This window comes from Streptomyces sp. NPDC054813 (assembly GCF_053611365.1).
In genome coordinates, this window is the sequence record NZ_JBSHAF010000019.1 from 47,855 (window position 1) to 61,439 (window position 13,585).

A 13,585-nucleotide genomic window follows, 5' to 3' on the forward strand; every position below is an offset into this window, starting at 1 on the left:
GTGCGGTTATTTGACCGCGCCCGCCATCACTCCCGTCACGAACTGCCGCTGGAACGCGAAGAACACCGCCAGCGGGATCACCATCGAGATGAAGGCGCCGGGGGCCAGGACGTCGACGTTGTTGCCGAACTGGCGGACCTGGGTCTGGAGCGCCACCGTGATCGGCTGGGTGCCCGACTTCGTGAACACCAGCGCGACCAGCATGTCGTTCCACACCCACAGGAACTGGAAGATGCCCAGACTCGCGATCGCCGGCCCGCCGAGCGGCATCACCACCCGGGTGAACAGGCGCAGTTCACCGGCGCCGTCGAGACGGGCCGCCTCCAGCAGCTCCCGCGGGATCTCCGCGAAGAAGTTCCGCAGCAGGAACACCGCGAACGGCAGGCCGAAGCCGACATGGAAGAGGACCACCCCGAGGATCGTCCCGAACAGGCCGATCTTGCCGAAGAGTTCGGCGATCGGGATCAGCGCGACCTGGACCGGGACCACCAGCAGGCTGACCACGATCAGGAACCACCAGTCCCGGCCCGGGAACTCCATCCACGCGAACGCGTAGCCGGCCAGCGCCCCGATGATCACCACCAGGACCGTCGCCGGAACCGTGATCAGGACCGTGTTCCACAGCGAGTTGGTGATGTCGCTGTTCTCAAGGAGGTTCTGGTAGCTGTCGAAGGTGAGCTGGGACGGCTTGGCGAACACGTTCCACCAGCCGCTCGCGCTCATGTCCTCCGGGGAACGCAGGGAGGAGGCGAGCAGCCCGATCGTCGGCACCAGCCAGAACAGGGCGACGACGATCAGGAAGACGCGGACCAGACCACCGTTGATCTTCTCCAGCAGCCAGCTCATCGCCGCTCCTCCCGTCGCAGCCGACGCACGTTGAACCACATCACCGGGATCACGAGGAGCAGCAGGAACACCGCGATCGCGCTCGCGATGCCCGGCTGGTCCTCCGCGAAGCCCTTGCGGTACAGCTCCAGGGCGAGCACGTTCGCGTCGTCCTGCGAGGAGCCCGGCGCGATGATGTACACGAGGTCGAAGACCTTCAGCACGTTGATCATCAGGGTGACGGTGACCACCGCGAGGACCGGCGCGAGCAGCGGCACGGTGACCTTGCGGAACACCTGCCACTCGGTCGCCCCGTCGACCCGGGCCGCCTCGAGGAGTTCCCGGGGGACACCGGCCAGTCCGGCCGCGATCAGCACCATCGCGAAGCCCGCCCACATCCAGATGTACGACCCGATGATGGCCGGCGTGGCCAGGGACGGGCCGAGCCAGTCGACGCCGTTGTAGGGCTGCTTGAAGTTGCTCGCCGGCAGCCTGAGCCGGGCTCCGTCGGCGGCGGCGGGGAGGGTGAAGGTGCCGTCGGCGGCGGCCTTGGCCGAGGCCACCACCTTGCCGTCCTTCACCGCCTCGATGCGCATCCCGTCGTAGCCGACCTCGGACGGGTCGGGGGCGCCGAGCCTGCCGACGCCCTTGCCACGGGTGAAGTCCTGCCAGGTGGTGCCGGTGATCTTCCCGGGGTCGGGCTTCGCCGCCACGGCCTTCTTCGCACCGTCGGGCATCTGGTCCGGGGCGACGCCGACCAGGGGGAGAGCGATGGTCTGCCCGGTGTGGACGGTGGCCGTGGTGACGAAGCCGCCCTGGTCCGGCTTCAGCGGCGACTCCCGGCCCGGGTGGGCGTTCGGGAACGCGGAGGACTGGGCGAAGGTGTCGTGGACCCCGACCCAGACCGCGTTGGCGACGCCCTTGTCCGGGTCCTGGTCGTAGACGAGACGGAAGATGATCCCGGCGGCCAGCATCGAGATCGCCATCGGCATGAAGACGACCAGCTTGAACGCCGTGCCCCAGCGGATCCGTTCGGTCAGCACCGCGAAGATCAGACCGAGGGCGGTGGAGACCGTCGGCGCGAACACCACCCAGATGATGTTGTTCTTCAGGGCGGTGCGGATGCCGTCGTCCGTGAAGATCGCTTTGTAGTTGTCGAAGCCGGCGAAACCGTCGCCGTTCGCGTTGTAGAAGCTGCGGATCAGCGAGTACCCGATCGGGTAGACCACGAGCGCGCCGAGCAGCACCAGGGCGGGGAGGAGAAAGAGGAACGCCACGGTCCTGCGGGTGCCGGTCACGCTCTTGCGGCGGCCCGGAGGAGCGGGGGCCGTGGTCGCGGGTGCGGCCATCGCCCGGTCAGCTTCCGCTGCCGTAGGCGGCCGCCGCGTCCTTCTCCAGCTTCGCCTGGGTGCCCGCGACGTCCTTCGGGTTCTTCAGGAAGTCCTGGAGGTCCTTCCACTCGCCCTTGCCCGGGGTACCGCCGAACGCCTGCGGGGCCTGGTCGGACATGTCGAAGCGGAAGTCGTCACCGGACGCGATCAGGGCCTTGGCGATGGTGCGCTGCACCTCGTTCGGATACGCCGAGTTCGGCACGCTCTTGTTCGGCGAGAGATAGCCGCCGAGCTTCGCCTGGATCGTGGCCGCGTCCGGGGAGGCCAGGAAGGTCGCGAGAGCCTGGGCGCCCTTGGAGTCCTTGAAGATGACGGCCGCGTCACCGCCGGAGACCACGGGCGCGGTGGAGCCGACCGCCGGGAACGGGAACACCTTGGCGTCCGTGCCCACCTTCGCCTTGGTCTGACCGATGTTGACCTGCACGAAGTCGCCCTCGTAGACCATCGCCGACTTCGGCTGGTCGCCGCCCGTGAAGGTCTGGGTGACCGAGGTGGTGAACTCCGTCTGCAGCGCGCCGTTCTGGCCGCCCGCCAGATAGTTCTTGTTGCCCCAGATCTCGGCGAGCGTGGTCAGCGCCTGCTTCACCGACGGGTCTGTCCACTTGATCTTGTGCTGGGTCAGCTGGTCGTACTTCTCCGGGCCCGCCTGGGAGAGATACACGTTCTCGAACCAGTCGGTCAGCGGCCAGCCGTCCGCGCCGGCCACCGAGAACGGGGTGACACCCGAGTCGTACACCGCCTGCGAGGTGGTCAGCAGGTCCTTCCAGGTCTTGGGCTCCTTGGCGCCCGCGTTCTCGAAGACCGTGGTGTTGTACCAGATCAGCGACTTGTTGGCGGCCTTGTAGTAGACGCCGTACTGCTTGCCGCCGACCTTGCCGATGTCCTGCCAGCCCTGCGAGTAGTTCTTCTGCACTTCCTTGAGCGCGTCCGCGCCGAGCGGCTTCGCCCAGCCCTTCTGCACGGCCTGTTTGATCGCGCCGGGCTGCGGCAGCAGCGCGATGTCCGGCGGCTGACCACCCGCGATCTTCGACCCGAGGAAGTTGATGATCGGATCCTGGGCGGGCACGAAGGTGACCTTCGCACCGGTGCGCTTCTCGAACTCCGCGAGCACCTGCTTGAAGTTCTTCTGCTCCTGCCCGGTCCAGACGGCGGCCACCTCGAGTGTGGTGCCGTCCAGCTTCGGGAGGGTGAGGGTGGAACCGGACGTACTGGCGCTGCTCCCCGAGCCGTTGTCGTCCTTCTTGTCGTCACTGCCTCCGCACGCGGTGAGCACGAGGGCTCCCGCAAGGAGTGCGGTGAGTGTCGTGAGGGCCCTGTCTGTCCGGATGGTGTTGCTCATGGCGCGCATCACTTCCCCGTTCGTCGTTCTTCGTTGAACGTCAGAACTCTGTTCCGTGCGCTCCGGTGTACGCGGGGGTTCGCCTGTGCGGCAAGGGTGCGTACAGGTGAGGGCCGGAGATCGTGATCGCCTCGTGATCAGTGACCCGGGTTCGCCCTCGCTCACAGCAGCGAGGGAACCTCCGCCGCCGAGACCTCTTTCGCCGCTCTCTCCACCGCGCTCGCCAGCAGCGCCAGGTCCGTCGGGCCGTTGCCCAACTCCCTTACCGGGCGACGGGTCGGGGGGTCGCCCATGCGGGGCCAGTCGAGGGGGACGACCGTGGGGCGCTGGGTCGCCGTGCGGGGGATGCGGCCGGTGACGCGGCCCGCCTGGAACGCCGTGACACGGCCGTCCGGCGTGGTCAGGCGGCCGCGGCCCGGCGCCGGTTCGTCGGGTCCCGCGGCCGGTGGGTCCAGGGTGACGCGCAAGGTGGCCCGCCGGGCCGGTTCCGTCTCCGCCGTACGACCGCCGGTGCCGGCCGCCACGATCAGGTGGACGCCGAGCCGGTCGCCCTCCTTCGCCACCGCCTCCAGAGCCCGCATCACGGAACCGGCGGCCGGCCGGCCCGGTGAGCCGAGGGCGGGGGAGACCAGGGCGTCCAGATCGTCGACCACGACGACCAGGCGCGGCAACGGCGGCGGCGCCTCGGTGCGCCGGCGGGCGGCGGCCCCGGCCGACGGGCGCAGCCGGAGCGTCGAGCTCGGCGGTGCCTCTATGTCGGCGGCGCCCGACGCGGCGGGGCGGCCGCGCTGGGCGACGATACGGCCCGAGATCTCCCGCTGGGCGTGCCAGTCGGTGAAGTCGGAACGGCCCAGCAGCTCGGCCCGACGCTTCAGCTCGGCGCTCAGCGACTGCGCCAACTCCCGCATCCGGACCGGGTCGTTGACGGAGAGGTGGGTCGTCACATGCGGTATGTCGGTGCACACCCGCAGGCCCTCGCCGAGTCCCGCGCCGGAACCGGTGCCGACGCCGTCGCGGCCGTCGATCAGGACGATTCCGAGCCGGTCGGGGCGCTCGGCGGCGGCCAGCGAGGCGACCATCGCCCTCAGCAGCTCGGTACGGCCGCTGCCGGGCGGGCCCTCGATCAGCAGATGCGGTCCCTCGGTCACCAGGTCGGCGCCGAGCGGGCCGCGCGGGCCGGCGCCGAGCACCGCCCGGGCCCGGCCGCCCAGCGACTCCGCGTCGTCGGCCGCGTCCGCCCAACGGGCCATCAGCGAGGCCGGGGTGGCCCGGGCCAGCCCCAACTCGTCCAGCAGACGGGCGGACTGGGGGAGCGGGGTGGCCACGCGGGTGTGCCGGTCGCCGGCCGGCCCGTCGGGGCGCAGCGGGGCCATCGCCCTCGCGAACCGCTCGGCCCAGGCGGGTGAGACCGCGTCCACCGCGGCCAGGGTGCCGGGACCGAGGGGGCCCGCCGCGTCGGTGCGGGCCACCCGCAGCAGATGCAGTGCGGTCGCCACGTCCCCGCTGAGCAGGGCCACGGCCCCGCACTCCCGGAACGTCGGCGTCACCGCGCACGCCGCCTCGTAGGTCTGGGTGACCGGTGAGGTGGGCGAGGTGGGCGCCGTCTCCGCCAGGCAGATCACATGCACTCCGGCGCGCGGCCCGGCGACGGTCAGCCGCGCCACCGCGTCCCGCAGCGCGGAGCCGCCGGGATCGCCGTCCACGACGACGACCGTGTACGGCCCCGGGAAGCCGCCCCAGCCGTCGCCGTCTTCGGCGGTGAGGTCGTCGCGGGCCCAGGAGGGGCGGTGGGCGGCCTCGGCGGGCGGGGCGTCCGTGGTCGTACCGGCCAGGTTCGGGCGGTCGGCGACGGTGGCCGGTCGTCGGGGCGCGGACAGGTCCTCCACCCTGCGGAGCAGTTCCTCCACGCGGGCGGCGGCCTGTTCGCGGTCGTAGGCGAGCAGGAGGCGGCAGTCCTGGCCGTGTCCGGGGCGGACGTGCGGGAGCCAGCCGAGCCAGGACCACTCGGCCGTGCGCTCCTCCAGGGGGCGGGCCCGGTCCGCGCTGATCAGCACGATCTCCAGCAGGTCGGGGGAGTGCAGCGCGGCGAGCTGGGCCAGGACCGCGCGGGCGAGGCCGGCGAGGCGGGTGCGCGGGCCCGCGAGGCCGAGGGCGCCGGCCTCGCGCAGGTCGGCGGTGACCGGCACGGCGGGGAGCAGCCCCGGGGCGTCGGGCGCCGGGCGGTCCGCGGTGCCGAGCCGGACCGTGAGCGTCTCCGGGTGGCCGGGCCCGCGCTCCCAGAGACGGGGGCCGGGGCCGAGCGCGGTCAGCAGCAGGGCGGCGGGATCCGGCCAGGTCTCGGGCTGAGCGGGGACATCGGCCGCTGCCGGGCCGCCGACCTCGGCCGCGGGCTCGCCGTCGGCGGCCGACGGGACCTCACCACGCCCGCCGGCCAGCCGCCGGGCCCAGGCCCCGAGCCCGCCGCGCCTGCGGGCGCCGGGCAGGGCGGGGGCGTCGGTGCCGCGGAGGGGGGTGCCTTTGCGCCTCGCCGAGGGGGCGGGGCCGTCGGAGGCGTCGTCGGCCGGTGAGGCGCCGTCCGGGGACGGGCGGTGGTGCGCTGCCGCCGGATGACCGGGGGCTGCGGGCCCGGCAGGGCCGCCGCTTCGGGCGCCGGGGCCGGACGCGGGCCCGTGGGAGCCGCTTGGGGCACCGGGCCCGCCGAGAACTCCGGAGCGGCCGGCGTGGGTGTCGCCGGAGCGTTGCGTGGGGGCGGACCGGCCCGTGGCGGTGAAGCGGTCCGTGGGGGTGGGGCGGTCCGTGACGGTGGAGCCTTCCGCGGCGGCGGGGCGTTGTGGGTCACCGGAGCGTTGCGCGGGGGCGGCACCACCGCGTGGGCCGGGCAGCCCGCCGCGACCTCCGGCCGCCGCGGGGTCGTACCCGCGCCCGGTCGACGAGGGCTCGTACCCGCGTCCGGCGGACAAGGGCGGCTCGTGCCCGGATGCGGTCGCCTGCGCTCCGTCCCAGCGTCCGGCCGGGGACGGTTCGTGCCTGGATCCGGTCGGCTGCGGTCCGTCTCCGCGTCCGGCCGACGGGGGCTCGTGCCTGGGCCCGGCGGCCGGTGACCCGTCTCCGCGCCCGGCCGTCTGCGGTGCGTCCCCGCGCCCGGCGCCCGCGGGGGTCCCGCCGGCCTGTCCGGCCCCGGTCGCCGGGGTCCCGCCGCCCCACCCGGCCTGCGGCGAGCCGCCGCCCTGGCCGGCCGTCGGCAGCCCACCCCGGCTCTCGATCCTCGGCGCTTCCCCCTGCGCGGGTACGACCGGTGACTCCACCGGCCCGTGCTCCTGGCCCCCCGCCGCTCCGCCCGCGGCTCCCCAGCCCGCCGTGCCGTAGGTGTGATGGGTGCGGCCCGCGGGGCCGTTCGGGCCGTCGGCCGCAGCCGCCCCGCGCGCGGAGCCCGCGATACCGCCGGCAGCCCCGCCGGCCGCGAAGCCGCCGCTTCCGTCGTCCGCGTCCGCGCCCTCACCGCCGAGCAGCACCCGTACGCAGCCCTCCCCGTCCGGTGCCGTGTCCACCCGGGCTCCCGGTCCCCCGGACGGCGTAAGCCGCAGTGCCGATTCCCCGATGCGCAGGAGCGCTCCCGCGGCGAGACGGACCGGGCGGTCGGTGACGCGGGTGCCGTCCAGGGCCGTGCCGTTCGTGGAGTGCAGGTCGGCGACCGAGACGCGGCCGTCGGCTGCGACCGTGACGGCGCAGTGCAGCCGTGAGACGTCCGGGTCGTCGAGCGGGACGTCGGCGTCGGCGGAGCGGCCGATGGTGATCTGGCCGCCGTGCAGGAGATGGACCCCGCCCGCGTCGGGCCCGGCGATCACATGGAGCTGGGTCGGGGCGTCGTCCAGCTCGGGATGCGGCTCGGGGGCGGCCGGCGCGCCCAGGGACAGCACGGCGCCGTCGACCAGCGGGGGCTCGCCCAGGGTCCGGCGGCGGGCGTCCAGCCGCTCGGCCCCCGCGTACAGCACCACCGGGGCGCCGCTCGTCTCCCGGCCGCCCGGGCCGCTGTCACCGGTGACCGCCGAGGCCAGCGCGGAGGCCACCGCGGCCAGATCCGTGCCCGCGGGCGCCGTCACCAGCACGTCCCGGCTCACGGTCCGGCCCCGCTGCGCGGCAGGGCCCAGCGGGTCTACGACGGTCAGCCGGATCTGCATCGCCGTCAGCGGTCCCTTCTGCGCGGGCGCGGAATTCCCCCCACCGCCACGAGCACGTCGGCCAGTTCTGCTGTCGCACGCATCCTCGCACCTGCCACTGACAACGTGCCCACGCCCCGATGGTAAGTGATCTTGATTGGTCAGCTCTGCCCCCAAAAGTGCCTGACCAATACCGCGCGGGCGATCACTTGAGATCGGTCACGTCCGGACCCGGCAACCACCGGACCGAAGCGAGCGTCTTTCCATCGAACAACTGCGGGAACGTCTACGTATGGGGATACGTCCGGAACACTTATCGGCCGCCTACCGTGCGGGGGAAAGCACAGCCGGACGACAGCCCGGTGCCAGGGACCACGGCACTACAGTGGGTCGGACACAAGAACCGGACACACCAGCAAGCAGCAGGGAGCGGATGACGTGCGGCCGGTAGGCAGCAAGTACCTCCTGGAGGAGCCGCTCGGACGCGGCGCCACCGGTACCGTCTGGCGTGCCCGCCAGCGGGAGACCGCGGGCGCCGAGGCGGCCGTGCCCGGCCAGCCCGGGGAGACCGTCGCGATCAAGGTCCTCAAGGAGGAGCTCGCCAGCGACGCCGATGTCGTGATGCGGTTCCTGCGGGAGCGCTCCGTGCTGCTCCGGCTGACCCACCCGAACATCGTCCGGGTCCGTGACCTGGTCGTCGAGGGTGATTTGCTGGCCCTGGTCATGGACCTCGTCGAGGGCCCCGACCTGCACCGCTACCTGCGTGAGAACGGCCCCTTCTCGCCGGTCGCCGCCGCGCTGCTGACCGCCCAGATCGCCGACGCACTCGCCGCCAGCCACGCCGACGGCGTCGTGCACCGCGACCTGAAGCCCGCCAACGTGCTGCTCCAGCAGTACGACGGCCAGATGCATCCGCTGCTGACCGACTTCGGCATCGCCCGGCTCGCCGACTCCCCGGGCCTGACCCGCACCCACGAGTTCGTCGGCACGCCCGCGTACGTGGCGCCGGAGTCCGCCGAGGGCCGCCCGCAGACCTCCGCCGTCGACATCTACGGCGCCGGCATCCTGCTGTACGAGCTGGTCACCGGCCGCCCGCCGTTCTCCGGCGGCAGTGCCCTCGAAGTCCTCCACCAGCACCTCAGCGCCGAGCCGCGCCGCCCGTCCACGGTTCCCGACCCGCTGTGGACCGTCATAGAGCGCTGCCTGCGCAAGAACCCCGACGACCGGCCCAGCGCCCAGAACCTCGCGCGCGGCCTGCGCGTCGTCGCCGAGGGCGTCGGCGTGCACGCGAACTCCGCGCAGATCGCCGCCGCCGAGGGGGTAGGCGCGCTGCTGGCCCCCGACCCGGCGCCGACGGCCGTACCGGGGTCGGCCGACCCCACGCAGGTGCTGCCGAACACCGGCGCGGGCGGGTCGTACGACCCGAACGCGGTGACCAGCTTCCTCCCGCACACCGGCGGCCCGACGGGCGCCGCCGACCCGACCGCCGTGCTGCCGAACACCGGCGCCGCCGACCCGACGGCCGTCATGCCGCCGATGCCCCAGGGACAGCCGGGCCAGCCGCAGCCGGAGCAGCCGCACCCCTGGCAGACCCAGCTCCGCGCGGCCCGCGACCGCAACGAGCAGACGCAGGTCCAATACCTCGACCCGAACGAGGACCCGCTGCGCCGTCGCCCGCAGCGCCAGGTGGCCCGGCCGGAGCAGCAGCCGCCGCGCCAGGCCCCGCAGCAGCAGCCGGTACGCCGGCCGCAGCCGCGCGGGCAGCAGGGCGGCGGGTACGGCCAGCAGGGCGGGTACGGGCAACAGCAGCCCGCCGGGTACGGCCACCAGCCGCAGCAGTACGCCCCGCCGCAGCAGCCCCAGCGGCCGCAGCAGCCCCAGCGGCCGCAGCAGCGCTATGCGCCCCCGGCCGCCCCCGCCGAGCCGCAGCGGGCTCCGCGCGAGCCGCGGCAGCGCAGCGCCAACCCGATGAAGATCCCCGGCCTCGGCTGCCTCAAGGGCTGCCTGTTCATGGTCGTCATCCTGTTCGTCGCGGGCTGGCTGATCTGGGACCTCACCCCGGTGCACACGTGGGTGGGGGAGGGCAGGGGCTACTGGAGCCAGCTGAGCGACTGGACGAAGACGGTCAGCAACTGGATCGGCAACCTCGGCAACGGCTCCGGCGGCGGCTCCGGCGGCGGCAACTGACCGCGACTCTGGGGATTTGTCGACACCTGGCGGGTGATTTCCGCCTCCGTGGTGAAGGTTGGCTCATCGGACGCGTACTTTTGTCGGCAACACGCGTCTGTAGGAGCAGTCTTGGCACGGAAGATCGGCAGCCGGTACACCGCCAACCAGATCCTGGGGCGGGGCAGCGCCGGCACGGTGTGGCTGGGCGAGGGGCCGGAAGGGCCCGTCGCCATCAAGCTGCTGCGCGAGGATCTGGCTTCCGACGAGGAGCTGGTGGGCCGCTTCGTGCAGGAGCGAACGGCCCTGCTGGGCCTTGAGCACCCCAACGTGGTGTCCGTCCGCGACCTCGTCGTCGACGGCAACGACCTCGCCCTCGTCATGGACCTGGTCCGGGGCACCGATCTGCGCACCCGCCTGGAGCGGGAGCGGCGCCTCGCGCCCGAGGCCGCCGTGGCGATCGTCGCGGACGTCGCGGACGGGCTGGCGGCGGCGCACGCCGCGGGCGTGGTCCACCGGGACGTGAAGCCGGAGAACGTCCTGCTCGACATGCAGGGCCCGCTCGGCCCCGGCGGGGCCCACCCCGCCCTGCTGACCGACTTCGGCGTGGCCAAGCTGATCGACTCCCCGAAGCGGACCCGTGCCACGAAGATCATCGGTACGCCGGACTACCTGGCGCCGGAGATCGTCGAGGGCCTGCCGCCCCGGGCCTCGGTGGACATCTACGCCCTGGCGACGGTCCTGTACGAGCTCCTCGCGGGCTTCACCCCGTTCGGCGGCGGCCACCCCGGCGCGGTCCTGCGCCGTCACGTGACCGAGACCGTCGTCCCCCTCCCCGGTATCCCCGAGGAGCTGTGGCAGCTGCTCGTGCAGTGCCTGGCGAAGGCGCCGGCCTCCCGGCTGCGGGCGTCCGAGCTGGCCGCGCGGCTGCGGGAGCAGCTGCCGACGCTGGCGGGGATGCCGCCACTGGACGTCGACGAGCCGGATACGGAGGCGTCGGAGGAGGCCGCCGAGGAGACGGCCGCCGCTCCGGCCGCGGAGGAGCAGCGGGTACGGCGACGGGGGGCCGTCTCCCTGGTGCCGGGCGCCAAGCCGGACTCCAACCGGGACACGCACACGTCGATGAGGGTGCCGGGTCCCGACGAGCTGGCCGGCGGCGCGCGGGGCACGGCCAGGGTGCCGAGGGCGTCCGGGGCGCCGCGACCGGGCTCGGCCCGGCACAAGGCGGCGGCCCGGCGGCGCAGGGTGACGCTGGGCGTGGCCGGGGTCGTGCTGGCGGCGGCGGTGGGCGTCGGCGCGTGGCTGGCGAGCTCCGGCGACGACTCCCCACCCCAGGACACCCACAGCACCTCGACCCCGTGACCCTCCGGCCGCCCGACTGACCCGGCGACCGCGGTCCCCGGGCACCCCGCCCCACCCGGCGGGTGCGGCGGGGTGCCGGTGGCCGGGCGCTGTGTGCTTGGCGGAGCCGTTACGCTGGGAGGCGTGGCAGTCGTCGATGTATCCGAAGAGCTCAAGTCCCTCTCCTCGACCATGGAGTCGATCGAGGCCGTTCTGGACCTCGACAAGCTGAGGGCAGACATCGCCGTGCTCGAGGAGCAGGCGGCCGCGCCGTCCCTGTGGGACAACCCGGACGAGGCGCAGAAGATCACCAGCAAGCTCTCCCACCTCCAGGCCGAGGTCAGGAAGGCGGAGGCGCTGCGCGGGCGGATCGACGATCTCTCGGTGCTGTTCGAGATGGCCGAGGAGGAGGACGACCCGGACACCCGTGCCGAGGCCGACTCCGAGCTCGCCGCCGTCAAGAAGGCGCTGGACGAGATGGAGGTGCGGACGCTGCTCAGCGGGGAGTACGACTCCCGCGAGGCGCTCGTGAACATCCGCGCGGAAGCGGGTGGCGTCGACGCCGCCGACTTCGCCGAGAAGCTGCAGCGGATGTACCTGCGCTGGGCGGAGCAGAAGGGCTACAAGACCGAGGTCTACGAGACGTCGTACGCGGAAGAGGCCGGCATCAAGTCGACCACCTTCGCCGTGCAGGTGCCGTACGCCTACGGGACGCTCTCGGTCGAGCAGGGCACCCACCGGCTGGTGCGGATCTCCCCCTACGACAACCAGGGCCGGCGCCAGACCTCCTTCGCGGGCGTGGAAGTCCTCCCCGTCGTCGAGACGACCGACCACATCGAGATCGACGAGTCCGAGCTGAGGGTGGACGTGTACCGGTCCTCCGGGCCCGGCGGGCAGGGCGTCAACACCACCGACTCCGCGGTGCGCCTCACCCACATCCCCACCGGCATCGTCGTCTCCTGCCAGAACGAACGGTCGCAGATCCAGAACAAGGCGACCGCGATGAACGTCCTCCAGGCCAAGCTCCTGGAGCGGCGCCGGCAGGAGGAGCAGGCCAGGATGGACGCCCTCAAGGGCGACGGCGGCAACTCCTGGGGCAACCAGATGCGTTCGTACGTCCTGCACCCGTACCAGATGGTCAAGGACCTGCGTACGGAGTACGAGGTCGGCAACCCCGAGGCCGTCTTCAACGGCGAGATCGACGGCTTCCTGGAGGCCGGAATTCGCTGGCGCAAGCAGCAGGAGAAGTAACTTTGTCGACTTGCCCATGGCGAGTCGGCCGATACGAGAACTGCCGCCCCCGGGGCGCCAGTTCTCGTATATCCGGGCCACGCCGGGGCTATGTCTGGGTTTTACATCACACTCACAGGCTTCAACTCCCCGCATTCGGCGCGCAACTGGACATCGCGCCCGCAACGGCCTTGACGTTGCTTTGAAAAATGGGAAGGGTGAAGCGTGGCGTGCGTATCTTTGGGGCGCATGAGAACCGGGGGGCTTGCGTATCCGTAGCTATCCCCGTAGAGCACAGCCCCAGCGCCGCCAACCTGACATTCAGCTACTGGGGGTAGCAACCAGATGACCAAGAAGACACGGATCCGGGTCGCGCGGATAGCCGCCTGCGCCGTGATCGCCGCCGGTGCCTCGCTGACCGCTGCCGGCGCGGCCTCCGCCCTCTCCATCGGCGTCGAGGCCAACGAGGACGGTCTGACCGCCACTGTCAACACCGCCGGCGACGACCCGACCGACGACCCCACCGGGATCCCGACCGGCCCGGCCACCAGCGAGCCGCCCACGAGCGAGCCGCCGACCAGTGAGCCGCCGACCAGCGAGCCGCCCTCCGAGTCCTCGGAGCCCTCGGACGAGCCGACTCAGCCGACCGACGAGCCCACCGAGCCGACGGACGAGCCGACCAGCGACAACCCGACCGACGGCAGCGGCACGGGCACCGGTGGCGGCAACAACACCGGCACCGACGGCAACTCCGGCACCTCCGCGCAGGAGGAGGGCTCCTCCGCCCTCACCGACACCGGTTCGGACACCTCGAACACCCAGGCCCAGGGCGGCGGCGACCAGCTCGCCGAGACCGGTGCCGCGCAGACCGGCTTCCTGGTCGTCGGTGCCGCCACGATGATCGCCGGCGGCATCGGCTTCCGTATCCTGCCGCGTCTCATGGGCGGCCGCGGCGGCGCCGCCGCCTGACGGTAGCCGTCCGCTCACAGAGCGCATGCGTCACCTACGGCGAAGGGGCCCGGGCCACAGCGCCCGGGGCCGGGGGGGGGGGTTTGTGGGGGTAGCCCGGGGGGTGGCGGTGTCGGTGGCGCGGGGGGGGGTTGGGGCCGCAGGGCCCCCGGCGGGGGCAGTTACCC

General features: G+C 73.0%; 8 protein-coding genes. 4 read left to right on the forward strand and 4 right to left on the reverse strand.

Going from position 1 to position 13,585, the window contains the following annotated elements; all coding sequences use genetic code 11:
• Positions 1-6: 6 nt before the first annotated feature.
• The 4 genes from ACWGJB_RS32730 to ACWGJB_RS32745 form a co-directional block, all read right to left on the reverse strand.
• The gene (locus ACWGJB_RS32730; RefSeq protein ID WP_365803143.1) at positions 7-846 is read right to left on the reverse strand and encodes a carbohydrate ABC transporter permease; all 840 of its coding nucleotides are present in this window, start codon (positions 844-846) and stop codon (positions 7-9) included.
• Positions 843-2,174, reverse strand: a complete 1,332-nt coding sequence (locus ACWGJB_RS32735) for a carbohydrate ABC transporter permease (protein WP_453383669.1) — start codon at positions 2,172-2,174, stop codon at positions 843-845. The genes ACWGJB_RS32730 and ACWGJB_RS32735 overlap by 4 nt, the downstream gene beginning before the upstream one ends.
• A 7-nt stretch (positions 2,175-2,181) precedes the next feature.
• Positions 2,182-3,564, reverse strand: a complete 1,383-nt coding sequence (locus ACWGJB_RS32740; RefSeq protein WP_453383670.1) for an ABC transporter substrate-binding protein — start codon at positions 3,562-3,564, stop codon at positions 2,182-2,184.
• A gap of 152 nt (positions 3,565-3,716) precedes the next feature.
• Complete coding sequence (locus ACWGJB_RS32745) at positions 3,717-7,733, reverse strand: FHA domain-containing protein (protein ID WP_453383671.1); 4,017 nt, start codon at positions 7,731-7,733, stop codon at positions 3,717-3,719.
• Between the two features lie 417 nt (positions 7,734-8,150).
• Between ACWGJB_RS32745 and ACWGJB_RS32750 the strand changes: the two genes are divergently transcribed.
• From ACWGJB_RS32750 to ACWGJB_RS32765, 4 genes are all read left to right on the forward strand, one after another.
• Positions 8,151-9,899 (forward strand): serine/threonine-protein kinase, encoded by a 1,749-nt coding sequence (locus ACWGJB_RS32750; RefSeq protein ID WP_453383672.1) that lies wholly within the window; start codon positions 8,151-8,153, stop codon positions 9,897-9,899.
• A gap of 111 nt (positions 9,900-10,010) precedes the next feature.
• A complete protein-coding gene (locus ACWGJB_RS32755; RefSeq protein ID WP_453383673.1) occupies positions 10,011-11,240 on the forward strand; it encodes a serine/threonine-protein kinase in 1,230 nt (409 codons plus the stop codon).
• 123 nt (positions 11,241-11,363) lie between these two features.
• On the forward strand, positions 11,364-12,470 hold the full coding sequence (gene prfB / locus ACWGJB_RS32760) for a peptide chain release factor 2 (protein WP_453383674.1): 1,107 nt from the start codon (positions 11,364-11,366) through the stop codon (positions 12,468-12,470).
• Positions 12,471-12,794: 324 nt separating this feature from the next.
• Positions 12,795-13,418 carry a hypothetical protein gene (locus ACWGJB_RS32765; protein ID WP_453383675.1) on the forward strand — a complete coding sequence of 208 codons (624 nt, stop codon included), beginning with the start codon at positions 12,795-12,797 and terminating at the stop codon, positions 13,416-13,418.
• Positions 13,419-13,585 lie beyond the last annotated feature (167 nt).